Annotated in this window: 20 protein-coding genes, 18 tRNA genes and 1 pseudogene; 7 read left to right on the top strand and 32 right to left on the bottom strand. The window is 44.4% G+C overall.

What is annotated here, in order from left to right:
- Positions 1–225 precede the first annotated feature (225 nt).
- Complete coding sequence (locus tag V7K31_RS08215) at positions 226–1,953, bottom strand: succinate dehydrogenase/fumarate reductase flavoprotein subunit (RefSeq protein WP_335093703.1); 1,728 nt, start codon at positions 1,951–1,953, stop codon at positions 226–228.
- 310 nt (positions 1,954–2,263) lie between these two features.
- On the bottom strand, positions 2,264–2,581 hold the full coding sequence (locus V7K31_RS08210; protein WP_334827145.1) for a hypothetical protein: 318 nt from the start codon (positions 2,579–2,581) through the stop codon (positions 2,264–2,266).
- A gap of 683 nt (positions 2,582–3,264) precedes the next feature.
- On the opposite strand from V7K31_RS08210, the gene V7K31_RS08205 reads away from it, so the two are divergent.
- On the top strand, positions 3,265–4,065 hold the full coding sequence (locus tag V7K31_RS08205) for a hypothetical protein (protein ID WP_335093702.1): 801 nt from the start codon (positions 3,265–3,267) through the stop codon (positions 4,063–4,065).
- 122 nt (positions 4,066–4,187) lie between these two features.
- Here V7K31_RS08205 and V7K31_RS08200 read toward each other — a convergent pair whose 3' ends face one another.
- From V7K31_RS08200 to V7K31_RS08175, 6 genes and pseudogenes are all read right to left on the bottom strand, one after another.
- Positions 4,188–5,510, bottom strand: coding sequence for an ABC transporter substrate-binding protein (locus V7K31_RS08200; RefSeq protein WP_335093700.1), 1,323 nt, complete (start codon positions 5,508–5,510; stop codon positions 4,188–4,190).
- Between the two features lie 192 nt (positions 5,511–5,702).
- Positions 5,703–5,794, bottom strand: a tRNA-Ser gene (locus V7K31_RS08195).
- Between the two features lie 120 nt (positions 5,795–5,914).
- A complete protein-coding gene (crtB, locus tag V7K31_RS08190) occupies positions 5,915–6,847 on the bottom strand; it encodes a 15-cis-phytoene synthase CrtB (protein WP_335093698.1) in 933 nt (310 codons plus the stop codon).
- Entirely contained in the window at positions 6,831–8,270 is a 1,440-nt protein-coding gene (gene pds, locus V7K31_RS08185; RefSeq protein WP_335093696.1) for a 15-cis-phytoene desaturase, read from the bottom strand. The genes crtB and pds overlap by 17 nt, the downstream gene beginning before the upstream one ends.
- Positions 8,271–8,334: 64 nt before the next feature.
- On the bottom strand, positions 8,335–8,490 hold the full coding sequence (locus V7K31_RS08180; protein WP_335093694.1) for a hypothetical protein: 156 nt from the start codon (positions 8,488–8,490) through the stop codon (positions 8,335–8,337).
- 258 nt (positions 8,491–8,748) lie between these two features.
- Positions 8,749–8,886 (bottom strand): annotated as a pseudogene (locus V7K31_RS08175) (transposase); the annotation flags it as partial.
- Positions 8,887–8,909: 23 nt separating this feature from the next.
- On the opposite strand from V7K31_RS08175, the gene nagZ reads away from it, so the two are divergent.
- The gene (gene nagZ, locus V7K31_RS08170; protein ID WP_335093692.1) at positions 8,910–9,995 is read left to right on the top strand and encodes a beta-N-acetylhexosaminidase; all 1,086 of its coding nucleotides are present in this window, start codon (positions 8,910–8,912) and stop codon (positions 9,993–9,995) included.
- A 3-nt stretch (positions 9,996–9,998) separates the two neighbouring features.
- On the opposite strand, the gene V7K31_RS08165 is transcribed toward nagZ, so the two are convergent.
- The 16 genes from V7K31_RS08165 to V7K31_RS08090 all read right to left on the bottom strand — a co-directional run bounded on the left by V7K31_RS08165 (position 9,999) and on the right by V7K31_RS08090 (position 11,810).
- Positions 9,999–10,069: transfer RNA gene (locus V7K31_RS08165), tRNA-Lys, on the bottom strand.
- 341 nt (positions 10,070–10,410) lie between these two features.
- A tRNA-Ser gene (locus tag V7K31_RS08160) sits at positions 10,411–10,493 on the bottom strand.
- Positions 10,494–10,500: 7 nt separating this feature from the next.
- A tRNA-His gene (locus V7K31_RS08155) sits at positions 10,501–10,574 on the bottom strand.
- A gap of 85 nt (positions 10,575–10,659) precedes the next feature.
- A tRNA-Gln gene (locus tag V7K31_RS08150) sits at positions 10,660–10,735 on the bottom strand.
- A 3-nt stretch (positions 10,736–10,738) separates the two neighbouring features.
- Positions 10,739–10,811 (bottom strand) — tRNA-Gln (locus tag V7K31_RS08145).
- 5 nt (positions 10,812–10,816) lie between these two features.
- Positions 10,817–10,891, bottom strand: a tRNA-Asn gene (locus tag V7K31_RS08140).
- Between the two features lie 6 nt (positions 10,892–10,897).
- Positions 10,898–10,971: transfer RNA gene (locus tag V7K31_RS08135), tRNA-Phe, on the bottom strand.
- A gap of 19 nt (positions 10,972–10,990) precedes the next feature.
- Positions 10,991–11,065, bottom strand: a tRNA-Arg gene (locus V7K31_RS08130).
- 4 nt (positions 11,066–11,069) lie between these two features.
- Positions 11,070–11,155: transfer RNA gene (locus tag V7K31_RS08125), tRNA-Ser, on the bottom strand.
- A gap of 4 nt (positions 11,156–11,159) precedes the next feature.
- Positions 11,160–11,242 (bottom strand) — tRNA-Tyr (locus V7K31_RS08120).
- Positions 11,243–11,249: 7 nt separating this feature from the next.
- A tRNA-Glu gene (locus V7K31_RS08115) sits at positions 11,250–11,320 on the bottom strand.
- 72 nt (positions 11,321–11,392) lie between these two features.
- A tRNA-Trp gene (locus V7K31_RS08110) sits at positions 11,393–11,464 on the bottom strand.
- Between the two features lie 3 nt (positions 11,465–11,467).
- Positions 11,468–11,543, bottom strand: a tRNA-Met gene (locus tag V7K31_RS08105).
- 10 nt (positions 11,544–11,553) lie between these two features.
- Positions 11,554–11,626, bottom strand: a tRNA-Cys gene (locus V7K31_RS08100).
- Between the two features lie 3 nt (positions 11,627–11,629).
- A tRNA-Glu gene (locus V7K31_RS08095) sits at positions 11,630–11,706 on the bottom strand.
- Positions 11,707–11,710: 4 nt separating this feature from the next.
- A tRNA-Asp gene (locus V7K31_RS08090) sits at positions 11,711–11,810 on the bottom strand.
- A 477-nt stretch (positions 11,811–12,287) separates the two neighbouring features.
- On the opposite strand from V7K31_RS08090, the gene V7K31_RS08085 reads away from it, so the two are divergent.
- On the top strand, positions 12,288–13,136 hold the full coding sequence (locus V7K31_RS08085) for a polysaccharide deacetylase family protein (protein WP_335093691.1): 849 nt from the start codon (positions 12,288–12,290) through the stop codon (positions 13,134–13,136).
- Positions 13,137–13,164: 28 nt separating this feature from the next.
- Here V7K31_RS08085 and V7K31_RS08080 read toward each other — a convergent pair whose 3' ends face one another.
- The 3 genes from V7K31_RS08080 to V7K31_RS08070 form a co-directional block, all read right to left on the bottom strand.
- The gene (locus tag V7K31_RS08080) at positions 13,165–13,557 is read right to left on the bottom strand and encodes an alr0857 family protein (protein WP_335093689.1); all 393 of its coding nucleotides are present in this window, start codon (positions 13,555–13,557) and stop codon (positions 13,165–13,167) included.
- Between the two features lie 16 nt (positions 13,558–13,573).
- Complete coding sequence (locus V7K31_RS08075) at positions 13,574–14,080, bottom strand: HNH endonuclease (RefSeq protein WP_442941241.1); 507 nt, start codon at positions 14,078–14,080, stop codon at positions 13,574–13,576.
- Between the two features lie 111 nt (positions 14,081–14,191).
- A complete protein-coding gene (locus V7K31_RS08070) occupies positions 14,192–14,440 on the bottom strand; it encodes a hypothetical protein (RefSeq protein WP_335093687.1) in 249 nt (82 codons plus the stop codon).
- A 71-nt stretch (positions 14,441–14,511) separates the two neighbouring features.
- Between V7K31_RS08070 and V7K31_RS08065 the strand changes: the two genes are divergently transcribed.
- Positions 14,512–14,847: a hypothetical protein gene (locus V7K31_RS08065; RefSeq protein WP_096535028.1), complete on the top strand. Its 336-nt coding sequence runs from the start codon at positions 14,512–14,514 to the stop codon at positions 14,845–14,847.
- A 2-nt stretch (positions 14,848–14,849) separates the two neighbouring features.
- Here the strand turns inward: V7K31_RS08065 and V7K31_RS08060 are convergent, their stop codons facing one another.
- Positions 14,850–15,005 (bottom strand): hypothetical protein, encoded by a 156-nt coding sequence (locus V7K31_RS08060; protein WP_335093685.1) that lies wholly within the window; start codon positions 15,003–15,005, stop codon positions 14,850–14,852.
- A gap of 520 nt (positions 15,006–15,525) precedes the next feature.
- Between V7K31_RS08060 and V7K31_RS08055 the strand changes: the two genes are divergently transcribed.
- Positions 15,526–17,544, top strand: a complete 2,019-nt coding sequence (locus tag V7K31_RS08055; RefSeq protein WP_442941238.1) for a GAF domain-containing sensor histidine kinase — start codon at positions 15,526–15,528, stop codon at positions 17,542–17,544.
- Between the two features lie 8 nt (positions 17,545–17,552).
- On the top strand, positions 17,553–18,161 hold the full coding sequence (locus tag V7K31_RS08050; protein ID WP_335093684.1) for an SRPBCC family protein: 609 nt from the start codon (positions 17,553–17,555) through the stop codon (positions 18,159–18,161).
- A gap of 88 nt (positions 18,162–18,249) precedes the next feature.
- Here V7K31_RS08050 and V7K31_RS08045 read toward each other — a convergent pair.
- Positions 18,250–18,322 (bottom strand) — tRNA-Glu (locus V7K31_RS08045).
- A 326-nt stretch (positions 18,323–18,648) separates the two neighbouring features.
- On the opposite strand from V7K31_RS08045, the gene V7K31_RS08040 reads away from it, so the two are divergent.
- Positions 18,649–20,535, top strand: coding sequence for a cation:proton antiporter (locus V7K31_RS08040; RefSeq protein ID WP_335093682.1), 1,887 nt, complete (start codon positions 18,649–18,651; stop codon positions 20,533–20,535).
- A gap of 59 nt (positions 20,536–20,594) precedes the next feature.
- Here V7K31_RS08040 and V7K31_RS08035 read toward each other — a convergent pair whose 3' ends face one another.
- The 3 genes from V7K31_RS08035 to V7K31_RS08025 all read right to left on the bottom strand — a co-directional run bounded on the left by V7K31_RS08035 (position 20,595) and on the right by V7K31_RS08025 (position 25,335).
- Positions 20,595–21,206, bottom strand: a complete 612-nt coding sequence (locus V7K31_RS08035) for a cytochrome b N-terminal domain-containing protein (protein ID WP_335093680.1) — start codon at positions 21,204–21,206, stop codon at positions 20,595–20,597.
- A gap of 194 nt (positions 21,207–21,400) precedes the next feature.
- Complete coding sequence (locus V7K31_RS08030) at positions 21,401–22,537, bottom strand: PepSY-associated TM helix domain-containing protein (RefSeq protein WP_335093678.1); 1,137 nt, start codon at positions 22,535–22,537, stop codon at positions 21,401–21,403.
- Between the two features lie 119 nt (positions 22,538–22,656).
- Complete coding sequence (locus V7K31_RS08025) at positions 22,657–25,335, bottom strand: TonB-dependent siderophore receptor (protein ID WP_335093676.1); 2,679 nt, start codon at positions 25,333–25,335, stop codon at positions 22,657–22,659.
- Between the last annotated feature and the right edge of the window lie 187 nt (positions 25,336–25,522).

The raw sequence follows: 25,522 nt of genomic DNA, 5'->3' as shown, positions 1-25,522 counted from the left end.
AAAAAGCGGATGAATAATCGGCGTTTTTGCACCCTCACCAAATTTTCTTGTTTTGTGGTGCAACAATTCAGTCGCGGGTTCCAATCCCCGATTGATGGTTACGTAGCTCTGCCGAAGTATTGATTCTGAATTCTGCATTCTGCATTCTTCTTCAATTCATATTCTTAATCGAGGTGGACAAAATTTTTGTAGTCCCCTCGATTTCTCAGATAAATTTACCTTTGGCTAATACTTCCGCTCTTTTGGCTCAAACATGGTAATCGCCACCGGCCGATATTGAATGTCAATTCCGGCTGGTGAATAGTAAGCCATTGTGTGTTTGAGAAAGTTGCGATCATCTCGCTGGGAATAATCTTCGCGGAAATGAGCGCCACGACTTTCCTGGCGATTCAGGGCTGATGCCAAAATAGTTTGTCCCACTACCATCAAACTTCTCAATTCTAAGGCTTCTACAAGTTCCGTATTCCAGCAACTACCTTTGTCATCTAAATAAATTTGAGGATATTGCTGTTGTATTTGTTCTAGTTTCTGCAAACCTTCAGTCATTAATGCCTGAGTGCGGAAAACGCCACAGTACTCCGTCATACAATCCTGGAAGGCTTGACGGACTTGGTTAATGCGATAGTGCCCTGGTTGTTCTAGCAAAGCTTGAATTTGTTGCTGGGCTTCTGTTAGATAGCGTTGCTCATCTACAGAGGGCAACTTCCGTTTTTGGACAAATTGCGCGATCGCAGCCCCAGTCCGTTTACCATAAACTACACACTCTAGCAGTGAATTACTCCCCAAACGATTCGCCCCGTGTACGGAAACACAAGCTGTTTCGCCCGCCGCAAAGAAAGCATCAACTAAACCATCACCACTACTGCGGACTTGCCCATCAGTGTTAACTGGGATACCACCCATACAATAGTGAATTGTCGGACGGACTGGCATAGGTTGAGTTACCGCGTCAACACCTACCAAGCGGTGTGCTTCTTCCCAACAGAAGGGAACGCGACTCATAATTTTTTCTTTGCCCATGTGGCGTAAATCCAGATAGACAAAGGGACCACCAGCACTTCCATCGAGATGAATACCACGACGGGCGCGAATTTCGTAAGCGATCGCTCGTGAGGTAATATCACGAGGAGCTAGTTCCATGCGACTGGGTGCATAGTTGACCATAAAGCGATCGCCTTCACTATTAATTAGATACGCCCCTTCTCCCCGTACCGCTTCCGAAATCAACACCCCTACCGGATATAAGCCAGTGGGATGAAATTGGACAAACTCCATATCTTCGAGGGGCAAACCGGCGATCGCAGTCATTGCCAAACCATCACCCGAAGAAGCGTAATCATTAGAGGTAGTATTATAAACGCGACCATAGCCCCCTGTGGCGAACATCACCGCCTTAGCCCGCACCACCTTTATATGTCCATCCAAAAGATGGAACATGACCACACCCTTAGCCTCATTCTCTTCTAAAATGAGACGCATCACGTACCATTCTTCATAAACTTGCACCCCATAACGCCGCAAGTTGTTCACCAATTCGTGCAAAATCGCGTGCCCCGTCTTATCAGCCGCGTAGCAAGTGCGATTGTGGGAATGTCCACCAAAAGCTCGTTGAGCAATGCGCCCATCGGGTAAGCGAGAGAACAAAACGCCCATGTGTTCCAAGTCAATTACCACATCTGGCGCTTCCTGGACGAGAATTGCCACAGCGTCTTGGTCTGCCAAGTAATCAGAACCCTTGACAGTATCAAAAGCATGTGCTTCCCAACTATCTTCGGAATCAACATTTTTCAGCGATGCAGCCATACCACCTTGAGCCGCTACCGAGTGGGAACGAATTGGGTGGGTTTTGGCAACCACAGCAATATTTAAACTGGGGTCAATCCTGGCAATTTCCACAGCAGCGCGACATCCTGCCAATCCACCCCCGACAATAATCACATCGTGTTCCAGCATATATTAGCCCCCGACTGCAAACCACTGCTGTTCTATTGTAGAGACGTGATTGTGATTAATCAGGCACTGGGTTGCGATCGTTGCCGTGGCATCTCTACAAAAAAATTCCCTGCCTATAGACAGGGATATTATTACAAATTTTGAAATTAGGAGTTAAAAGTTAAAAATCAAGAGTTATGGGACAGATTGAGTCACTCATAACACAGACGCGATTAATCGCGTCTCTACTCCTAACTCCTGTACAGACGCGATTAATCGCGTCTCTCATAACTCCTGGACAGACGCGATTAATCGCGTCTCTCCTAACTCTTTAGCTAGTTGCTTGTACAGGTTGTTGCTGAGACACATTACCTGGTATGGGTTCCATTTTGGTTCCAGGCCCTACAGGCATGACTTCAATATGATTTAATAAGGTAGTGACAAACGCAAACAACAAGAAAGGTAGCGAAAGCAGAACGACCAGACCTGCTGTTGCTAGAGCGTACACAGGTCGCTTGGCACCCATCAGCGCCAAGGCTGATGCCAAACTTAGGGTAATTGTAATCAACCAAACAATTATTTGACCGTAGATATCACCGAAAGTCAGGGTACAGACAAACCGATACTTTTGAATATTATTTCCGCTCATCACATTTGCCTCAAGTCTCTCCTAATAGGTTCTACGTTAGAACCATGTTTGCCTTGTAGACAATTTCTAAATATTTTTGCAAGCTTCGTAATATGACTTCACAATCAACTTTTATTGTTACAAAGCGCAATTATTAGTACAGCATGGCCTAAATAGACGAACGATACCCTACGAGAAACCCACTTTCTGTAGTCGTCGCTGCCTGTAGCAACCCTTCAAAGCACGGGTAGTTATTCTATAGCGTTTCCTAATCATAGCCCCCTCTTCGCTTGCTCTTAGGGGGTTCGGGGTGGGGAACTTGAGTACCTCACTCAAGTGAGAACCGCTATAGAATGCAAGGGTATGTTATTGCTGAGGGTACCAGACCATCCCAGATTTTCGGTACGTTAGGACTACCAGATTCAAGCCAATATAGTTGAGGTTTTCCGACTTGTGTGTATACGGTAGCTTCCCTTGTAGGAAAGGGGGCTGGGGGTTAGGTTTGAGTAAAAGTTGCACACGGCGTTAACTAGATAAATCCAGCAAAATCAGGATCTAAAAACCGATTTTTGGTGTTAAATTTTGAGTATTGCCCGAATTTGTTGAATTAACTCAACAAACCCTTTATTTTTCCTGGCAATATTGTTTTAGGAGTGAATGTGAATACTATATTTCTTCGTAAAGGTGTTTTTTGGTTGCCAAGCATGGCTACTCTTGCAGTTTTGAGTAGCAGCTTATCTGCAAGTGCCCAGACAGTAGACAAGGTGAGCAGTCACCCATCAACCGGACTTTCCGCAACCGTAGCGTCTCCCAAAGAGTTTAGTACAGAACTAGACACTGCAAGCCAAAATCTTTTTACAGAAACAACTGAAACATTTACGGTAACAAGTTTAACTAAAGAACAGCAGTTCCAGAATGCTGCAATACAGGAAAAGGCCAGTGTAACGCCTACACCTGTTCCAGGCACAGTGGCAACCTCATCTGCGATGCTCACTTCTGAGTTTATACAACCGACTTCTCAAACTACTTCTCAACCATCTCCTACCAAAGTAGCGCAATCGGATATTGATTTAGGTAGAACTACTCGTGGTGGCAGCAGTTATATTGGCATCGCTGCTAACATTGGTTTAAGTGGTGATGGTAGCTCGTCTTTGGGCGATGGTAACTTCGCGGTAGTCAGCAAAATCGGACTGACAAATTCTATATCGGTGCGACCCTCAGCCGTATTTGGGCACAACACCACAATTCTACTTCCGATCACCTACGATTTTACCTTTAAGTCAGCAGATGCTTTTAGCGAACCCTTAGCGATCGCACCTTATATTGGAGTGGGTGGAGCTTACAAAACTGGTGATGATTCGCAATTTGCCTTTTTGGTATCTGGTGGCATTGATGTGCCTCTAACTCCTCAATTCACGGCAACGGCTGCTATAAATGCCGGATTTTTCGATCAAACTGATGTGGGCTTGTTGTTAGGAGTTGGTTACAACTTTAGTGGGCTTTAAGAGTTAGGAGTTAACAGACGCGATTTAATCGCGTCTGTACAGGAGTTAGGAGTAGAGACGCGATTAATTGCGTCTGTTAGTAATATTTCACTCATAACTTTTAACTGATAACTCCTAACTTTTTACTTAGGGGTAACTTTGTCAATTACCTTAATTTTGCCATCGTCTCCTACTGTCCAAACATCGTAAACACCAACGACATCGCCGTTAGCATCAACATCTACGTTACCACTGGCTCCTTGGTAGTTAATCTTCTTACCATCTTTAAGTAACTTCAGTCCCTCGCAGACATCGGTCACTTCCGTGCCAGGCCCATCAGCAACTTCACGGATTTTGCTGGCTATACCAACGCCTGTATTTTCCTTAGCAGCTTGTGCTGCCAACGTCAATAAGGCAGCCGCATCCCAAGCTTGAGGAGCGTATTCCCCTGGCTCACTACCCTTTTTATCCTTCCACAGCTTGTTGAAAGCTAAGAGTGCTTTGCCATTGGAACCCGGTACTGTACCGATGGCTCCAGTTAAAATATATTTACCATCACTGCCTTTGCCAACTTGTTCGGGAAAAGTAGGTGATTTCACCCCATCTGTAAGCAATATTTGTACTCCCTTCGCCACACCTTGCTGATACGCAGCTTTCAAAAACAAACTGCCAGTTTCAGCGTAAAGTACAGCCAAGACTGCATCTGGCTTACCAGCAAAAGCAGCTGCCGCTTCTGTATCAAATGTCTGGGCTTTTGGGTCGTAGCGGACAGGCTTATCTTTATTAACTATGGTTCCACCCAATTTTTCAAAAGTTTGCACAAATGCTTTTTCAAAGCCCACGCCATAGTCGTTATTAATCACGACTGTAGAAACTCGCTTGAAGCCTTTTTTATTAGCAAGTTGGGCTAAAGCTAGTGCTTGGTAGGTGTCGGGGGGAGCAGTACGCGCCCAAAAGCCTTTAAAGTCGCCTTTTTGCGCCTTTTCTGTAAATACGGGGCTGGTACTACCAGGGGAAATCAGCATGACTTTATTCGGCGTGGCAATGGAGACTGCTGCACTAGAAACGCTACTGGCAAAGGAGCCAACTACACCCGCCACTTTATCTAAAGTTGCCAGTTTCGTCATACCGGCAGCACCAGATCTGGGGTCGGTTTGATCGTCTACTTGCACCAAAGTAACAGGTTCGCCATTCACCCCACCGCAAGCGTTGACGGTATCGACGAGTAAAGGCACAGAACCTAGCATCTGCTGTCCTACAGAAGCCAAGTCACCTGTTGAAGGTAGCAGTGAACCAATTTTTAGTCCTTGAGCAGTGCTTGTAGTAGTTGAATTTGCTGCTGGGGTAGCGGTACTTCCGTTGTTAGCTGTGCCATTGGGGGTACTATTATCACCACAAGCCCCAACTAAAAACCCAGTTGCTAGGGTAGCGATACTTAAGGTTAAGGCGGCGCTAATTTTTCTCATAAATCACTTTCACTCCTCAGATATTTAGCAGCCTAAAAGTAAGATCCAAACTAAATTTGTAAGTTAGCTGGATCTTATCAGGACTCCAAAGGATAAATCATATCATCCATCTTCGGGAGTAGAAGTATTTACCCCTACATTAATATTTACCTTTCTACACAGAATATACTCCGTGTATTAAAGGCTGAAAAACGGAGAGGGAGGGATTCGAACCCTCGGTACGGAGTTGCCTGCCGTACAACAGATTAGCAATCTGCCGCTTTCGACCACTCAGCCACCTCTCCATGACTCACGAATATCAATGTTATCAGACTTGCTCTTAAGAGTCAATAGTCATTTGTCATTGATCATTAGTCTTTGATTATTCATAAAAAACTAAGGACTAGGGACAAATGACTAATTTTTTAAAGGACTTGCGATCGCATCCAAGCTACGGGCAAAGTGCGTAACTTTTTCCACTGGGGAACATAAGCTCGCTGACTAAATACATCGTAACCATTGCGTTCAATCACCTCTAAAATCTGACCGTAGAGCATTGATGCTGCCCACACAGGCCAACGGGCGTCCGGTGCTAAATAAGTAATTCCCTGGTCGGACGTGGTATAAAATTGGCGGGCGCGTTCAATTTGAAAACGCATCAGCGCCCGCCAACGATCATCTACCACACCTTTGAAGAAGTCTTGCTCGGTGTAGTTGAATTTTGCCAAGTCCTCAAGAGGAATGTAAATTCGCCCTCGTTTGGCATCTTCTCCCACATCCCGCAGGATGTTGGTGAGTTGATTGGCAATTCCCAGAGCGATCGCTTCTTCTGTGGGAAGATATGGTTGTTTGTTCTGGTGCCACGGTGCTGTGTATATGGTGTTATCCACACCCATAACTGCTGTTGACATTAAGCCAACAGTGCCAGCAACGCGGTAACAGTAGAGGTATAACTCCTCAAAGGTTTCATAACGACTGCGATATAAGTCCATGCGCTGACCGGCAATCATATCCCGAAAGGGCTGAATGTCCATCGGAAAGCGCTGGAGGGTATCAGCTAAAGCTACATCGTAATTTTCTAATGGGCGTCCCGCAAAAATCGATTCCAGCTGCTGTTCCCATAGGTCTAGGGTTTCTGGCGTGGTAATAGCAGATGCGGGTCCATCCACCAATTCATCTGTACGGCGACACCAAGCGTAAATTGACCAAATAGATTGACGTTTTACCGGACTCATCAGCAAAGTACCCAGGTAAAAAGTCTTGGCATACTTTGCTGTGAGATGCCGACAAAGTTTGTATGACTCGTCTACAGAGACCAGCGTTTTCATGCGCGGGGGGGAATCAGGCAGTTGCAGCATTCGTTGCGGGCGGTCGGGTGAGCGTTTGCAGGTTTGAGGAATTTGCTACCGGGAGAGCCTCAGAAATGGCCTGCGCTGTCAGCTTACCAGAAAGTACGGCACCTTCCATACTGCCTAAGTAGCGTTGCATGGTATAACTTCCGGCGAGATAGAAGTTGGCAATGGGCGTAACTTGTGCGGGACGGTACTGTTGACGACCAGGGGTCGCTTTGTAAACTGAACGCGGCGTTTTCACCACATGAGATTTCAGCAATGTTGCTGGATTGTCTCCCCCAAAGTGGTCGGGGAAAAGTTTTTCCAACTCAGCAATCGTTGCAGCCACAATCTCCTCATCAGATTTGGCAATCCAATCTTTTGCCGGAGCTAGAACTAATTCCAGCATTGAGCGATTGGGGTTGGCGTATTCACGGCAGGTATTGCTCATATCAGCATAAACGCTTAGGAGGGGCGATCGCGAAAATAGCAAGTGATCAATTTCTGTGAGTTTCCGGTCAAACCACAGATGCAGGTTAATCACTGGTACCCCTTCCAAACCTTCTAGCTTCTTGAAAAACTCCATTTGCTTCCAAGGTTTAGGCAACATGACTTTCATTGGGTCAACCGACATGGCAGATACATACACATCAGCCGTGAAAACTTCATCTTCTGCCCCATTTAACCCTCGAATCAAGTATGCTTTCACCGTGCCATCGGCATTGAGCAAAATCTCTTTCAAGGGAGCATTCAACCGCACTTGTCCACCGCGCTCTGTGATGTAATCTACAATCGGGCTGCATAGCCGTTCTGTGGGAGAACCATCTAAAAATGCAATCTTGGAACCATATCGTTCTTGCAGAAAACGATTCAGTGCAGTTAATAGGATCGTTGCTGAAACTTCATCAGGATTGATAAAGGTGAGCGCTTTACAGGCGGCGATAAAAACGTCACTAGTTACCCGCTCGTCAACACCTTGCCTTTTCAACCACTCTAAGAAGCTGTACCTATCCATGTCTTCAACATACTTTTGACCCCGAACCACTGCGGGAAGTAGGCCAACTGCAAATCGAATCTTCTGCTCCCAAGTCAACATGTCTTTGTTGCGAAGAATCGACGCAATCACGTTGAAAGGAGAGGGAATATCTGGAACATCAAAACGTGAGAGTGTCCCAGGCTTGTCTGGTTGATTGAAAATCAGCGTATGCTCTTTCCACTGGAGTCTGTCTTCAATGCCCAACTCCTTCAGCAATTGCAGCATATTAGGATATGCCCCAAAGAAGGCGTGTAACCCGGTTTCGTACCAGTCGCCGTCAGAGTCTTTCCACGCCGCAACCAGACCACCCAGTACGTCCCGGCTTTCCAAGACAATGGGAGTGTGACCTGCGTCCGTGAGATATTTCGCGCAGGAAAGTCCTGCTAGACCAGCACCCGCGATCGCTACTCGCATTTAACCCTAATGCCCTTCAATATTTCTTAATGGTTTTGTCGTTCTCATTATACGTTGCAATCTGTTACATTTGGCAGCTATTGGGCGATCGCTTCCCCAAAAAACTTTTGCCAAAGAAAATTTTACCTGACACACATCTACCAAAATAACTTGCCAATATCATTGTCACCAATGGGTTTGCGGCGTGGATTTCATCTAGATTTACACCATTGGATGTCAAAAAACAAAAGTCATTCCTTTGACCGAGAATAGGTAGTTACAAACTTAGGACTTACGCAAAATTATCTCAAAAACCTGATTTGTCGTAGCGGTAATTCATGAATTACCGCTACTTCAGAACTTTTTTGCGTAAGTCCTGAAACTCTTGTCTTAAAGTAGTTGATTTCTTTGGGAATCCGTGTATTTGCTCTGAGGAAATGTCTGGAGCATTGATAAAGCCTGCTAGTTGATATCCACGTTAATTTCGTTCGGCAAACACATTATTTTTCCTAATTCGACAGTCGTCTTCTTTTAAAGCTACATCCAGTATCCAATGTAATGAATTCTCAATTGCCCAATGATTGCGAACACAATTAGCAAATTCTTCAGCATTATTGGCGCGACTACTGATAATATAACGACAACTATAGGTAAAGGATTATGTCAGTATCGCAGGAGCTAAAACGCTTTGGACATCACCTGATTCTAGGTATTTCCGGCACTACATTAAACGATGATGATAAACGCGCACTCAGTGAATTGAGACCGATTGGGGTGATCTTTTTTGCTAAGAACTTTTTGGATGGCACCCCGTATCAGGTTTGGCTGGAAAGCTTTAAGGATTTGAACAGCCAAATACGCGAATATACTGAACGTGATTCGATGTTTATCACCCTCGATCATGAGGGAGGTCGTGTAATTCGTACACCAATGCCGATTACGCGATTTCCTCATGCATTATTGCTGCGATCGCACGCCCGCGAAGTAGCAAAAGCTACGGCATTAGAACTAAAATCACTGGGAATAAATTTATCCTGGGCACCTGTAGCAGATATTTTTTCCCATCCCCATAACCCTGTCATTGGGCTTCGCGCCTTTGGTAATACTCCCGAAATCGCCGCACAATATGCCCGTGACTACTACCTTGGACTTCAAGAGTCAGGAATTTTGGGATGCGCCAAACACTTCCCTGGACATGGAGACACCAGCAAAGACTCTCACATTGAGTTACCAATACTCAATCTAACTTTAGAAGACCTGCGACTTCGAGAACTCATACCTTTCAAAGCCCTAATCGAAGTACAGATTCCTTTAATCATGACTGCCCATATTTTATTTCCCAGGATAGATGCTGATATGCCAGCAACCCTTTCCCAGGCTATTCTTAAAACTATACTTAGAGAGGAACTTGGCTTTGAGGGAGTAGTTGTATCTGACGACTTGGATATGAAAGCAATCTCAGATATGTTTATGAAAGCTGGTACTGTGGCGCAGTCATTTCATGCAGGCTGCGACTTGTTTATTGTCTCTCGCAATATCAATTCATCATCTATTGAAAGAACTTATCAGATTGCTGAAGATTTCGTCGATTCCCTCAGCAAGGGTAGCTTAGATGAATCAGTAGTGGAGGCAGCCAGAGACAGAATTGAGAAACTACTGGCAGTAACACCGCAATATCCCGTACAAACTCTGGATAAAGATATATTATTGCAACATGCTCAATTAGCGATCGCTAGTTCCTATTAATAATGGGTGGTATAGGGGTCGAACCTATTTCTGCGGGTTAAAAGCCCGCTGCACAGCCGGTATGCCAACCACCCTAGTACCGCAAGGCGGAATTAAAAATTAAAAATTAATAGAGCGTAAGCGTTTTGTTGATTTGGAATGGATGGTTTATTTACGCCGTGCTGTACTAGTTAATTTAAGAAATGAGCGCTGCGATCGTATATTTTTTACATCGCAAGCCTGGTAACACCAACACTAGTAGTCTGTCAAGAAATAATTGACGAATAAATTTTCTGTAGAGACGGCGATTTATCGCGTCTCTCCAACCGTCAAAAGGGGTTTGACAGACCAGATATAAATCCACCTGGGAGGTACTGCCCCTCCTATTTCTGTGTTATCAGCACAGCGCCTCACTTTTCGGCTTCAGGTGGAAAAGAGGAAGATGGAGGAATCGAACCCCTACAGTTGCCTGTACTCCAAGGTTCAAGCTTGGTTGCCGTCCATTCAGCAGCATCTTCCATTGAGGGGTGCCTGACGGGACTTGAACCCGCTATGACTGGTTCCACAAACCAGCGCCTCGACCACTTTGGCTTCAGACACCATCAGTGGAATCAATGGGAATTGAACCCATAACCTCCTGCTTGCAAGGCAGGCGCTCTAGCCATTGGGCTACAAGAGCAGAGTTTGGCAGCCCCACCAGGACTCGAACCTGGAATCTTCGCCTTCAAAGGGCGCTATGTTGCCAATTACACCACAGGGCTTTATTGCCAGGGCAGGGTTTGAACCTGCAACCTCATCGTTCAGAGCGATGCGACTTACCAATTCGTCTACCCGGCACTGAATGGCTGCCTCAGTAGGACTCGAACCTACAACCGCGCGGTTAACAGCCGCTTGCTCTACCATTGAGCTATGAGGCAACGAAGCCCCCCAGGTCGGAATCGAACCGACGACCTCCTGTTCTTCAGACAGGCGCTACTACCAACTGAGCTACCGGGGGATAAGAGAAGAGATGATGACGAGAGCGGAGGGAATCGAACCCTCAAGTCTTCAGTTTCGTAGACTGAGATGTTATCCAGTTACACCACGCTCTCAAGGCGGAGAAAGAGGGATTTGAACCCTCGGTACGGAACCCGTACAACAGATTAGCAATCTGCCGCTTTCAGCCACTCAGCCACCTCTCCATAGTGGGTCGAGCAGGATTTGAACCTGCGTGCAAAAAAGAACAGTTTTACAGACTGTCGCCTTCAGCCAGACTCGGCCACCGACCCGTAATCATTCCCTCGACGAGAATTGAACTCGCATCTGTGCTTTGAAAGAACACTGACTTAACCATTCGTCCACGAGGGCATAATTGACTGAATTTTAGATTTGAAATTTTAGATTTTGGATTAAAAAATTTAAAATCCAAAATTGTCTGACACAGGGACTAGGATTTGAACCTAGAACATCGGATTTGGAGTCACGAGGTGTTGCCATTACACCATCCCTGCATTTGGTGGCAGTGGCGGGATTTGCACCCGCATATACCAGGGTATGAACCTGGGGCTTTGCTAATTAAGCTACACTGCGATCGCACCAAAGGTCAGGGCGGGATTTGAACCCGCGCTAATCGGTTTTGCAGACCAACGCCTTACCAACTTGGCTACCTGACCATTTGGGAGTCCCGACGAGATTCGCACTCGCAATTTTCAGCTTGAGAAACTGACGGCTTAAACTATTCGCCTACGGGACTATAACCAGGGTGACGGGATTTGTAGACGTAAAGCGGCTTCCAGCAGGGTACCCGCAACATTTCCGCAGACAACGGAACGCTCTAGCCACTTGAGCTACACCCCGATTTTTTGGAATCTGTGCCTAAATTTTTAGCTTTTTAGGTACAGATTTTTGGTGAACTTGCCCATTTCTTATTCAGTTTTCAAGGTTCAGAAAATTTACTTTTTACTGTTAGAAACTATTAGAAAAACAACCGAAACTCTAGGTAGCAAGCCTATTGTGTATTACGGATGTATTCTGTGGTTTTGCTGAGTGCAAACTTAGATGGTTTGCAAGTAGAAGCAGCTTTGTTGACTGGGGACTCTGGTTTATTCCAATACCTGTCTTTTAGTTGTATGTAGAACATGATTTTGACTCTTGAGAAGCTTTGTCTTTCGCCTCACTACATTTATACTACAAAATACTACAAGATGTGTCAAGGGGTTTCAGAAAGTTTTTTTGAAATTGTCTAAAAAAGCTGCTGCACTTAGATTTGAACTTGCTAACCCCTCTGAAAAGTCAAACTACAGTTATGATTGGGTGAGTATTTAAAAGCCTGACGTGACAGACAACTACCTGAAGCGACAAAAGATAATTAGTGTTGTTGCGATCGCCTCTACGATTACAGCTTGTAGTATTGCTCCAGGCACTTCCCCACAATTGGGGTTGAACAAGCCTTTAAGCAAAATCCATACTGCACAAGTTCAAGATCCAGCAAAGGGCCAAATTAATGCCCAACTACTGCCATCAGCCAAAGTAGAAAACCTTACCTTTACAGTCCCAGCTAAATTTCAGGGAAAAACAGTTTATCAGGTGCATCCCAGGAACAACGAGAAGGTTATTGCTCTAGGCATTGATGATGGACCCTGGCCAAAGACAACCCTAGAAATGCTGGATATCCTGAAGCAAAATGATGTTAAGGTGACATTCTTTTGGGTAGGACAAGCCTTGCAAGCAAATCCTGACCTAGCCAAGCAAGAGGTAGCCGAGGGACACGCCATTGGCAACCATACTTGGCATCATTGGTATCGGCGAATGGATGAAGCCACAGCCAAGAGTGAAATTGATCGCACATCTGACCTGATATACAAAACTACAGGAGTCAAAACTGCTCTGTTTCGTCCTCCTGGAGGCTTTTTAAACAACGGACTAGCTGCTTACGCCAAAAGCCAGAAGGACGCTGTAATTATGTGGTCAGTAACCTCCGCTGATACTGATCCTCACGCCAAACCGCAGGCATTTGTAAATAATGTCCTGAAAGGCGCGAAACCTGGTTCTATTGTTTTAATGCATGATGGTGGTGGCGATCGCCAAAGAACTATACAAGCATTGCCACAAATCATCAGCGGACTCAAAGAGCAAGGCTACCGATTTGTGACAATTCCCGAATTGCTCAAAATGGGACAATAAAGGGTGAGAAATTCTACTCACCCTTTGTTTATTCGCTCATGACAGAAGCACTGCTCTCTTGAGCTTCCTGCCAAAGTTTGTGCAAAAAGAACTCAGCGCGATCGCTCATAGTGGTGACAAACACGCCTACAGCACCCTTATAACTATCTGATAGCCAAGAACCCCGCAGGGTGACTTCCATATATTCAGCATCACAGGCACAGAGGGCAATGATTTCTCTGTCATCTCTTTTTACCTCAGCCCTAAGTACTTCTACTCCTGGCAAATCAACAGGAAGCAAAAAGGACGCGGTACTAGGTTCAATGCATAAACCTTGCCCAACTCGCAGGGCTAAAATCACTCGCTGCGCTACCCATTCTTCAAGCGACACAGTGACACATTCTAAATCAAAGCTACTTTCAGTGTAAGTTAATTTCAGCATTCCTTATGCTCTCCTGTTATTCCAGGTTTGCTTGCATGTCTATCCAAAACTGTTCGGCAAAAGAAATCGCGGGGTGCATTGGTGCTTTTGGTTTGGTACGCAGTTGCATACCAGCCTCAAACAAAGTGCGATTGCCTTTACGGGAGTTACATCTTTCACAAGCTGCGACTACGTTATCCCAAGTGTGAGAGCCGCCTTTTGATCGCGGCATGACATGATCTAGTGTTAGATGTTTGCCGCTACCGCAATATTGGCAACTGTGATAGTCTCGTCGCAACACTTCCCGCCGATTCACTGGCGGAACTTTCCACATCCGCTCATTGGAAGTAATTGTCAAGCGAATGTGTTTTGGCACATCAATTACCAAACTGGGTGAGTGAACTCGCCATCCGGCTTCTGTGGTAAAATTTAGCGGTTGCGCTTTGTTGGTTACTAACAGCACAATCGCCCGCTTGATATTGATCCGACATAGTGGTAAGTAATTTTGCGAAAACACCACCACAGATTGCTCTAACACTTGCATTGCGATCGCGCCGCGCATGGAAGATATCGTCACAGCTTAACTCCTTATAAAAAAACCCCCACTTCGTTTGGGTGAAGCGGGGGTTAGGATTGACCGGAAAATTTTCTGGTCTCATATTGGTACAGTATTTCTTTGCCTGTACCCCCCGCTTTCTTCTTTTAGTTGTGGTTTTGCAATCAGCGCACTAATGCTGAGACATCTAAAATCATAATTACCCTCTGTGATTTGCCGATGATTTCGGCTACCATCGCCCATAAATAAATACTCCACTCCCGTAGCAGCTGATTCCCAACCGGCTCGGCAATTGGTAGCGTACAAAGAAGTAGAGATGGGGTAAATGGATTTCACAGAAAATTTCACCTATTGAACATTCCTTTAAACATACTACACTTGTATTACTGTCCTGTCTATACCTTTAAGGAGAAATAGTGATGCATACGATCGCTCGCACCCCAACCACCGATATGGAAGTTACCAGCATCCGCCTAGAGCGGGAACTCAAAGATAAGCTCAAAGAAATAGCTGGGAATCAGGGATATCAAGCTCTGATCCGAGATATCCTTTGGAATTATGTCCAGCAAAAATCAGGTGAGTGGAAGCCTCGATTTTCGCGATCCGACATTCGAGCTAGCATAGCTGCCACAGCTCAACAAGAAGAACGCTGTGTACTCACAGGTCAACTAATTCAACCCCAACAACCGATGTTGTTAGGACTAACGAGGAATGGCGATATGGTTCCTCTGAGTGTCGAGAGTTTGGCTGGATAGTCTTAATATTCAGGCAATGCAGCCCGGTTATTAATCAAGAGTGCTGAGTTAAAAGATCGCCACGCCACTTGCTCCTGGGTGTAAATCAAAAAGACCGCAGTGGCTCCACAAAGGGCGGGGCTAAAATCCAAGTACATCAGTCCTGGGTACTTTTGCATCACTCAGCACTCAGTAAAGTAAAAATAATTGGGCTGCATTCAAAATTTAGTTTTATTAATATCTTACTGAGAGTTACGGAGATCAAAGACTAGCTTGTTGAACCTACTCGGATTAACAAAAAATGTCATAAAAGTTTATTAAATAAATAAAAGTAACTTAAGTAATTTTACGTGAAATTAAAGGTAGTTTTGCTGGAATTTAAGAGCTATTACGGTTTATGTATACTTAAAGATCGGATAAAGTTAATACATTATTACAACAGAGAGCAGTCAAAAATAAGCTAACTGAAGCAGTTATAGGATATCTTGAGTATTCTGTTCCTTATATACCGATGTAGCAATTTAGTTGTTCAAGTCGGAACTTGACGATCTGAGACAGAAAAGGGCTATAACAGATGAGACAAAGTATCTATACGAGATATGTCAATGATCAGGGTGTAGCAACACAAGTAACGGTGAAGAATATGCCAAGAAGTTGGCTAGAAAAACAATGGTGTTATTATCCAAGGGCGTACCAAGAATGAAAAAGCCTTTATCGTCGCCGCAAAATTACGTCGATGAGATAGATCGACTAAAACCTTACCAAGGGGAGCTGATGCTGCATCAGGAAGAATCTGCCCACCAGTTGGTACAAAAGATTAACCAAATTATTGCCAATAGCTCGGCGACGGCATTGGTACTGCAAGATATTGCCCATTTGCTAGGAGTTGTCTTTCAAGCAGATTGTTGCTGCTTGGTTTCAGTAACGGGTGAGACATCCGACGAACCAATTAGTACTAATTGGTGTGCTGATGAGTATTTAGGGTTGCCACACCCAGAAAAGATGTTTTCAATGGAACAGTTGCTTATGCACTCGCCAGTGCTGCAATGTGCTGCCCAACCATTGACTATTGAAGATATTTCCCTGATTCACAACAGTCTGGTAATTGGTTGTCAATATTTGCCACTACCGATAAAAGCAGTTTTGGCAATTACTACCCGATTTGGTGGCAATAATAATGGGGTGATTGGTCTGATTAAATTTCAACCTTATGATTGGAGTGAATCAGAAAAACAATTGCTCAAAGAAGTGCAGTGTGCTTGCGCGATCGCTTTTTCGGGGGTGGCACAAGCTCAACTAATTGCTGATCAAGAGCAGTACTTGGAAAAGAGTAAGCAGCATCAAAGTTTGATCAAGCAATTAACTATATTAAATCGCAGCAACTTGGAGCTTAATCAAATGCTCCAGTTAGTTATTGACTTGACTGCCGAATCTCTACAGGCAGATCGGGGTTTACTTATACTACTAAAATATACAGATCCCCTATTTAGAACTCAAGCTAAAAAACAAATTCCGAAAGCGAAAGCTACCGTGATCGGTGAATGGGCTAGGGAAATGCAATGCTTCAGCACTAGTAAACCAAATACCTTAAATCAGTCCTTCTTGGTTTCAGACTGTGGTTTATGCCAGCGTGCCTTCATCGATTCTGGAAAACCAGTAATCTTTGATGACTATACAGACCAAAACGATACCTCGCCAGCTGCTCAATTATTTGCAGTAGAGGAATTGCCTGCGGTACTATTAGTGCCATTAGAGACTCAGGGTAAAATCTTAGGATTCTTGGTGCTACAGCAATCTATGATTCGCAGTTGGCAACCAGCAGAATTAAATCTTGTAGAAATGGTTTCTGCTCAAGTGAGTAACGCCATAATTCAGTCACAGACATTGCGCCAAGTGCAAACTTTGGTAGATGATCGGACAGCGAAACTCAAGAGTAGTCTGGAACTCCAGGGAAAATTGCATGAAAGAACACGGCAGTATGTTGAGCAGCTGCGGAAACTTAACGAACTCAAAGATGAATTTTTGAGCAACATGAGCGATCGCTTGCGTTATCCCCTGACAAATATGCTGATGTCAATTCGGAACTTACGTTTGCCAGGAATAGCACCAGAACGTCAAGTTAGATATATGGATATTCTAGAGGAGGAATGTACAAAGGAAATCAACTTGATTAATGACTTGTTGACACTCCAGAAACTAGAGTCGCCTCACGAAGCTCCACAATTAGAACCGATAGATTTAAATACTAGAATCCAGGATATAGCAGCATCTTTTGAAAAAAAACTCGCAGACAAGGGACTAAGTATTTCTATAGATTTGCCCCAAGAGTCGCTAAAACTGCAAACTGAACTAGAGAGTTTTGACCGCATTCTCCAAGAGTTGTTAACAAATGCCTGTAAATACTCAGAGCGTGATAGCATTGTCCATTTACAAGCTGCTCACCGAGTTGATCAACAAATTGATCAAGTTATCATAAAGGTGACGAATACAGGACGTGCCATATCCGAAGAAGAAGCCACCTATATCTTTGACAAGTTTCGTCGCGGAAAAGGACGCTGGACTGCCGGAACTGGCTTGGGACTTGCTCTAGTCAAGTCTTTAGTGCAGCATCTGAATGGAGCGATCGCTGTTGAAAGTCTTCAAATCTCGGATTCTGAACAGAGCGAAATTTGCTTCACCCTGACTCTGCCTCAGTTTTCTGACGAAAGCAAACCATAATTCTGAAAGTGACTAAAAAACAAAACATAACAGAGAACCCTGATTTCCAGTCTCTCACTGATCACACCAAGCAAGAGGAGGATTTACCTACTCATGCATTTGCTTTGTCGGCTAAGGTAGAAATTCAAATTGAGAAAATTGCAGAGCGACAGCGACAAATTAGTGCTAAAGTCCAAATTCCCCACCCAGTGGAACAAGTCTGGAAGGTTCTGACAGATTATGAAGCCTTGACTGACTTTCTCCCCAACCTTGCCAAGAGTCGCCTAATCGAGCATCCTAATGGTGGTATTCGACTTGAGCAAGTAGGCTCCCAGCGCTTACTAAATTTCAACTTTTCGGCGCGGGTGGTTCTGGATTTGGAAGAATACTTCCCTAAAGAAATTAATTTCCGCATGGTAGAGGGAGATTTTAAGGGCTTTTCTGGTAGCTGGTGCTTAGAGCCTTATTCCCTCGGTGAGTATATAGGAACAAATCTGTGCTATACAATTCAAGTTTGGCCTAAACGCACTATGCCAGTGGGAATCATTGAAAATAGCCTGAGTAAAGATTTGCGATTAAATCTCTTGGCTATTCACCAACGTGTAGAAGAGTTAACCAGCAAAGAACCTCATATCTAGTTAGACGATCATTCAGGAAGAATCTTGAATGATCATTTTGCTTCCTAGATTCCGAGTAAAAAAGCAAAAGCTTTTTATTGTTTTTAAGTACCCCCAGGGGAATTCGAATCCCCGTTACCTCCGTGAAAGGGAGGTGTCCTAGGCCTCTAGACGATGGGGGCATCGGACTCAGACCTTTTATAAGGTAACGAATTTTCTTGCTCTTGTCAACAGCTTTTGCCAAAAAAAGTTTGTGGCAGCTAAACTGGGTGGAGGCAAAAGCTTGAAGAAGATACAAAAATATGGAAACACAAAAAGAATTCTGTAGACGCTTCTGGGGAAAGCCGCAGGGTGCGTCAACGTCCGGCGCTGGGAACTTCGAGAGACGCTCAGATAGAAAAAGCCCTGAATTCAGCAAGGGAGAAAGGGTATGATGTTGTACCCTGTAGAGTTAATATCTACGGTTTTGTACAAAAGATTTTGAAATAAATCGCTCAAAATCTCCAACATGGAAGCATCTTTTGAAATCACCCTACAGATGGCGATCGCTGTCTTTGCAGGCATTAGCGCTCAGGTGCTGGCTGCATACCTTCGGATACCCAGCATCGTCTTGTTATTGTTGTTGGGCATCGTCTTTGGCTCTGATGGCTTAGGACTGTTGCATCCGCATTTGCTAGGCAGTGGACTGGAAGTTATTGTCGCCCTAGCAACGGCAATAATTTTGTTTGAAGGCGGACTTAACTTGGATCTGCGAGAGTTAGGCAGAGTTTCAGTCAGCCTACAATTGCTTGTCACTCTCGGAACGCTGATCACATTGCTTGGTGGGAGTATGGCAGCCCACTGGCTGGGTGAATTTCCCTGGAAAATAGCTTTTCTCTATGCTTCCATAGTTGTGGTGACAGGCCCAACTGTCGTTGGCCCTTTGCTCAAACAAATCAATGTAGATCGACAAGTGGCAACACTTTTGGAAGGAGAAGGGGTTTTAATTGACCCTGTAGGGGCGATCCTCGCCTTCGTTGTCCTGGATACCATTTTGAACGGCGATGCTGACCCGATCAATGCGATCGTCGGTTTACTGATGCGCCTGGGTGTTGGTGGAGCAATTGGTGGTGCTGGCGGTTATCTGATGAGTTTGATTTTCAAACGCGCCAGTTTTCTGTCATTTGAGCTAAAAAACTTAGTGGTGTTGGCAATACTTTGGAGCCTATTTACTTTATCGCAAATCATCCGCAGTGAATCGGGAGTAATGACAACAGTAGTTGCAGGGGCAGTTTTTGCTAACTCCTCAGTCCCAGAAGAACGTTTATTACGCAGCTTTAAGGGTCAGCTAACAATTCTCAGCGTCTCGGTGCTATTCATCTTATTAGCTGCTGACCTATCCATTGCTAGTGTGTTTGCTTTGGGTTGGGGTAGTTTATTCACCGTTTTGGTACTAATGTTTGTCGTTCGCCCGATTAATATCCTGTTGTGTACCTGGAACAGTGACCTAAACTGGCGACAGAAACTATTTTTAAGCTGGGTTGCACCTAGAGGAATTGTTGCCGCCTCCGTAGCTTCTTTTTTTGCGATTTCGCTGACACAGCGCGGCATTAACGGCGGTGATTCTATCAAAGCTCTAGTATTCCTGACAATTATCATGACTGTTGTCTGTCAAGGGCTAACAGCTGGCTGGGTTGCTAAATGGCTACAAATCACCTCCAAAGATGTAACTGGGGCAGTGATTGTGGGTTGTAGTCCCTTGAGTCTTTTGATTGCCCGGTTCTTTCAAGAACGTGAAGAAAACGTGGTCATGATTGATACTGACCCCCAATGTCTTGTGCAAGCTGAGGCGCAAAATCTCCGGGTTATTGCCAGCAGTGCGCTGGATGCTGCTGTTTTGGAAGAGGCAGGACTTGCCTCTATGGGTACTTTTTTGGCGATGACAAATAATGGCGAAGTGAATTTTGTTTTGGCTCAAAGGGCAGCTGAGGAATTTAATCCGCCGCGTGTCTTAGCTGTTTTCCCCCGTGATCCGCAAGCGAGTACTTCGGTTAGTAATAAAGTTAATCAAGCTTTTATCCCAGACTTAGCGATTAAAACTTGGAATGAATATCTGAATGATGGGCGAGTCAAGCTAGGGACAACCACGCTGAATGAGTCGGAATTTTCCACTCAATGCGATCGCATCCAAGAAATGATTCGGGCTGGGGTGTTGATACCGCTATTGGTAGAACGAGAAGAACGCTTACAGGTAATGCCAGCTAATCAAGATTGGGAAGTTGGCGATCGCATTATTTACCTGTTGCATGACCCCAGACCTAGCCTTTTAAAACGCTTATCTGGTGCTACCCAATCCACTCCCCTCTCTTTAGAAAAGTTACCAGAAGTTGAAGACTTATCCCTGGCTCAATTTTAGATTTTGAATTTTGGATTTTGGATTGAAGGAAAAATCTAAAATCCAAAATTGAATGACTCCTAACTCCTAACTTCGCACTCACCTTGATACATTTGCCATTCCTGCCACACTAAAGCTGATAAATTTACTATGGCAAGAATTAGCGTCGCCATCGAAATCAGATAACTGTGTATTGTGTAAAGGTGTTCGACAGTAACTGTGTTAATCGCTCCACCTCCAGTTAAGATTTCGCGCAGTTGTCCACCAACGAAAGGAATGGCTTCGATTGTTCCCAACTCAATGTTAAAACGCCAGTATCCCTCCTGAGTCCAATCTAAAATCATCGCACTCCAATCCAGCCCGATCGCACTTAGGGTCAACAAAATCCCGCTAATCCAAGCAGCTAGCCAACTCTTGCGAAATTGCCTACCTAAAAACATCACCACAATTTGAATTAGGGCGATCGCAATTACCGCATTACCAGCAATATCATGCGCTCTCCGAAACAACCACCCGTATGGCAGTTGTGTATTAATCATCTTTAAGGAGTTATAAGCTCCGCCTGCTGTCGGTTCATAGTAAAAAGAAAGCATTACTCCGGTAGATATATAAATTAAGCACAGAGTCAAAATCACGACTGATAATATCGTCGCTATTCGTCGCAAAATCCGATCGAACTGGGTGCTTTGCATGGCTCACCCCTCCTGTTCTTAACTAAGTATTATTTCTTATTACAATTTTAGCTAATAAATATTAATAATTGTTGCGTTTCTAAATTAAAAATAAAGTTTTTTAAATCTGATATGAATAGCACTAAGATCAGCCCAAAATCTTGTGTTGCCTACTTCCCAGCCTCCAGGGTGGGAAGTGGTGCTTTTCCGGTCAATTAAGTTTGACGGTTCTTTGATAGTTCTATTACCTGATTGTGGCGGACAGATTTTTCCTGGTAGCGATGTCGGTACATGACAAAGCCAGTGATAAATAAAATCAAGGGTGACAATCCGACGAATACGTAGAGAATGCGGGTGGGTAAGCCACCAAAAGTACCGTAGTGCAGGGGACTAAAGTAATTGAGGATGCGATCGCCTAATGACATCTTTAAAGAACTACTCACTTGTAGAACCTTACCGCTATATTGGTCAAGAGAAACATCGCTATCGTTTTCCTTTAACTTAAAGCTAAACGCTAAGATTTCTTCTGGTTTATCTGGAAAGTAAATTCTCGACAGCGATGCATCTGGTAAAGCAGCTTGAGCGGTTTTTAATTGTTCTGTAAGTCCTAGTGGAGACTTTTCCGCAATGGGAACAGATACCAGATTAGGTTGCGGCTTGCTGAAGGTAATAGCATAGATTATGGGGTTAACAAACTCAGAGAAATTCCAGCAAAACCCCGTAAAAAATGTAAATATCAGAAATACTACTGTAATAAAGCCAGCAACTTTGTGAATATCAAAGTTAACTCGCTTGGGATGGGCATTCCACTTAATTTTGAAGCCGGAAATTAACCTGCGCCAACCCGGCCAGAGGAGAATACCTGTAATGTTCAAGATGGTGAGCAATAACCCAATAACGCCAACAAACTTAAGTCCAATGTCACCCCCTAAAAGGGCATAGTGCAGTGGATAGATAACGTCCAGAAACATCTTTTGGATTAAGCTTGGCTTCGAGTTGAGAATTGCTCCTGTATATGGGTTAACGTAGATTTTGAGCCAGTCAATTTCCTTTGTTTTCAGGATGACAGTCATCGACTCATTAGGCTTTGTGGGTAGGTAAAACCTCTGGAATTTTACACCTAGTTGATCAGCATATATCTTTTTTACATTGTTCAACACAACCTCAACTGGTAGTTGTTTCCCTTGAGGTGTAATGATGCCAGATTGGAAGTGCTGATCAAAGTTGTCAATTTCTGAGTGGAAGACCAATAAACTACCAGTCAAGCCGACAATAATTGCAATCAGTCCCACCGCTAAACCAATGTAGCGGTGCAGAGTAAATACGAAGTTACGTAGTTTTTTATAACTCAAGGTAAATGCTCCTTTGCATAATGTCAAACTTGATTTTTACCCCCCTCAATCCCCTCTTGGAAAGAGGGGAAGAATCATTCATATCCCCTCCCCTTTACAAGGGGAGGGTTAGGGAGGGGTCAAAAATTAACTGAAATTGTGCCCTGTACAGTAAATGGTGCTTGGGGGAAGGTGAGGTAGTCGTTGGATTCGTAATATTTGACATTGAAGATGTTCTTAAAGTTGAGCGCAGCCCGCCAATTATCGCGTTTATAAGAAATAGAAGCGTCGGTTCTGACATAAGAGGGAAGGGTTAATGGATCTTCGATGTTGGCAGTGCGATCACCCACAAAAAACATCCCTGCCCCAATTCCCAACCCTCTCAAGTCACCCTTTTGAACTTCGTAGCTTGTCCATAAACTTGCTCCATGAGTTGGTGCATTTGTCAAGCGGCGACCTTCAGGCAGATTGTTATCTTTGCTCACAAAGGCATCATTTAAGTAACCCGAAGCAATAACTCGCCAGCCCGGTGAAATTTCCCCCGCAATATCTAGTTCAATCCCTCGGCTTTTCACTTCTCCAACTGCGATCGAGTATTGTGGAGCATTAAGGTCTCTAGTCGGAATGTTGGTTTTGCTGATGTCATAGGCTGCGAGGGTGGCTGAGAGTCGTTTATCAAAAAGTTCAGTTTTAATGCCTACTTCAAACTGAGTCCCACGCGAAGGCTCTAGCGGTTGTCCACTGGCAGTTCTAGAATTATTGGGAACAAAGGAACTACTGTAGCTGGCATAGAGCGAAATCGGTTCAATGGGCTGATAGACAATGCCAACGCGGGGTGAAAAAGCACTATCATAAAATTCAGTTCGTTCTGGTTGACTGTCGATACTGGTGTCACTAATGTACTTGCTGTCATAGGAAACAAAATCATATCTGCCGCCAACCAGTAATTTTAAATTCGTCAGCAATGTCACCTGATCTTGCAGGTAGATGCCGATGTTATTGGTGGTTTGCTCAAAGAAACTATTTGAATCTGGTATGCGGGGAGAGCCATAGACCGGATTGAAAATATTGAGCGAACCAGCATAAGTACCACCGAAGCCCTGGTCAGGTGCATACCTTTTGCGCCATTCCAACCCCAACAGCAGTTGATGAGCGATCGCACCTGTGTTGAATTCACTAATCAAATCTGTTTGCAGAGCATAGTTATCGTATTCACTCAAACCGCCAAAGTACGATCTATCTGTCAGAGTCCGACCGTCTGCGGCAAGGTCTCCGAGTTGAGTCACAAGACTGTTGTACTTCTCATGCAAGTAGAGAAATCCGCTTCTCAGGCGTAGATGCTGATTAAATCGGTGGTTCAGGGTTAAATTAAAGCGGTGTTCCTCATTATTTTGAAAATCATCAGGTTCGCCTAAATTCCGGTTTATGGGCAGATTCAGGAAAGCAGATTGAGGTTGCAAGCCGCGATCAAACCCTAGTTTTGCATTTAGATATTCATAGGCGAAGGTGATGTCAGTTGAGTCGCTAACCTGATAACTGACAACGGGAGCGACAAAAACAATATCATTGTCAATAAAATCTCGGTAGCTACCGGAGTTTTCATAGGAAACATTCAAGCGGTACAGCAATCGTTTGTCATTGGTAAGAGGTCCAGTCAAATCGATCGCACTTTTGTAGAAGTCGTAGCTTCCGGCAGTGAAATCGACTGCATAGTAAGGAGTAGCCAAGGGTTTCTTGGTGACATAATTCACGATTCCACCTGGTTCCGACGCTCCGTATAGCACAGAAGCAGGCCCTTTTAGCACCTCTACTTGTTCAATATTGCCGCCATCAATGAAGAAAGGCTGACTGGCAAATCCATCTCTCAAGAAACCACTAGAGAAGCCACGAACCCGAACATCTCCGATGAGGTTGCCGTAGCCTGATGCGATCGTTGTGCCTGAAACGTTGCGAGTCGCATCAGTAATTCGCGTAATCCCCTGATCTTTGATTACCTGCTGAGGAATCACCTGAATCGACTGGGGAATATCACGCAGAGGAGTATCAGTTTTAGTAGCTGTTGACGCATCAGGTATGCGATACCCATCTTGTTCACCCGTCACCACCAGTTCAATCGGCTCATTACTAAATGTTGATGGTTGTTGGGGCTGAGTTGGCGTTGCAGGTTGTTGTTGTGGCGTTTGATGTTGTTGTGTTGTAGATGCAGTACTAGCTACGCTAAAAATCAAACCCTCGTTAGGACTGTCAAACAACTCGACAGTCGGTACACTCATCTCACCCGTTACTGTCACCCGAATAGTATTGGCATTAAAATTCGTGACTGTTATCTGTGTAACACCCTTTACAGGCTTATCTGAGCGGAATATGAATGCTTCGCCCGATGGTAGCCGCAATTGAGCATTGGGAATATCAGTGATGAAATTGCTACCAGCACTCCGATTGACTAGTTGCAACTGTTCGCCTTTAGTTGTCTGTAAAATAATCTCCACGCCTTTAGTGGTGGGATTTGCCTTCACTGCTGTAACTTGCACAACTTCAGTTTGTGGAGTGTTTGGTGGTGTTGGCGACTGCACTAACATTCTGGCGCTCTGGGCTGGATGCTCTATCTGACTTACTAGCCGAATCTGTCGGATTGGTTCAACAGTCTCTCCTTTGGTAATCAGAGGTGTTTCTTGAGTAGAACTTGTGTCAGCGTCACCTGATGTCGTATTTTTATAAACTCTAATTGATGGTATTTCTTCGCTTCTAGTAGGACTTGTGACCAACATGGGAATAAGACCTGTCAGCAATAGACAGGGAAGTAATTTTTTCAGTTTCATTCCAACTCAGATCCTCACGGTCTACTAGTACTCTTAGGGCTTAATAGAAAAGTTTCTCATTCCCAATCTGAAATTAAACTATTTTAGCCATAAAGTAAAGTGAGAATATATTGCAAGATATGTGAGAGTCGAATGGCACTAATAAAAGCCGAAACACTTGTGGTTTAAGCAGTTTGCAATTCTTTGC

This window comes from Nostoc sp. (genome assembly GCF_036917675.1).
GTDB lineage: Bacteria > Cyanobacteriota > Cyanobacteriia > Cyanobacteriales > Nostocaceae > Nostoc.
This window is presented reverse-complemented; position numbering and strand designations above follow the sequence as displayed.

Coding starts and splice junctions, on each gene's coding strand:
- V7K31_RS08215 (WP_335093703.1), bottom strand. CDS start 1,953: ATGCTGGAACACGATGTGATTATTGTCGGGGGTGGATTGGCAGGATGT.
- V7K31_RS08210 (WP_334827145.1), bottom strand. CDS start 2,581: ATGAGCGGAAATAATATTCAAAAGTATCGGTTTGTCTGTACCCTGACT.
- V7K31_RS08205 (WP_335093702.1), top strand. CDS start 3,265: ATGGCTACTCTTGCAGTTTTGAGTAGCAGCTTATCTGCAAGTGCCCAG.
- V7K31_RS08200 (WP_335093700.1), bottom strand. CDS start 5,510: ATGAGAAAAATTAGCGCCGCCTTAACCTTAAGTATCGCTACCCTAGCA.
- crtB (WP_335093698.1), bottom strand. CDS start 6,847: ATGCTGCAACTGCCTGATTCCCCCCCGCGCATGAAAACGCTGGTCTCT.
- pds (WP_335093696.1), bottom strand. CDS start 8,270: ATGCGAGTAGCGATCGCGGGTGCTGGTCTAGCAGGACTTTCCTGCGCG.
- nagZ (WP_335093692.1), top strand. CDS start 8,910: ATGTCAGTATCGCAGGAGCTAAAACGCTTTGGACATCACCTGATTCTA.
- V7K31_RS08080 (WP_335093689.1), bottom strand. CDS start 13,557: ATGCTGAAATTAACTTACACTGAAAGTAGCTTTGATTTAGAATGTGTC.
- V7K31_RS08075 (WP_442941241.1), bottom strand. CDS start 14,080: ATGCAAGTGTTAGAGCAATCTGTGGTGGTGTTTTCGCAAAATTACTTA.
- V7K31_RS08065 (WP_096535028.1), top strand. CDS start 14,512: ATGCATACGATCGCTCGCACCCCAACCACCGATATGGAAGTTACCAGC.
- V7K31_RS08060 (WP_335093685.1), bottom strand. CDS start 15,005: ATGCAAAAGTACCCAGGACTGATGTACTTGGATTTTAGCCCCGCCCTT.
- V7K31_RS08055 (WP_442941238.1), top strand. CDS start 15,526: ATGAAAAAGCCTTTATCGTCGCCGCAAAATTACGTCGATGAGATAGAT.
- V7K31_RS08040 (WP_335093682.1), top strand. CDS start 18,649: ATGGAAGCATCTTTTGAAATCACCCTACAGATGGCGATCGCTGTCTTT.
- V7K31_RS08035 (WP_335093680.1), bottom strand. CDS start 21,206: ATGCAAAGCACCCAGTTCGATCGGATTTTGCGACGAATAGCGACGATA.
- V7K31_RS08025 (WP_335093676.1), bottom strand. CDS start 25,335: ATGAAACTGAAAAAATTACTTCCCTGTCTATTGCTGACAGGTCTTATT.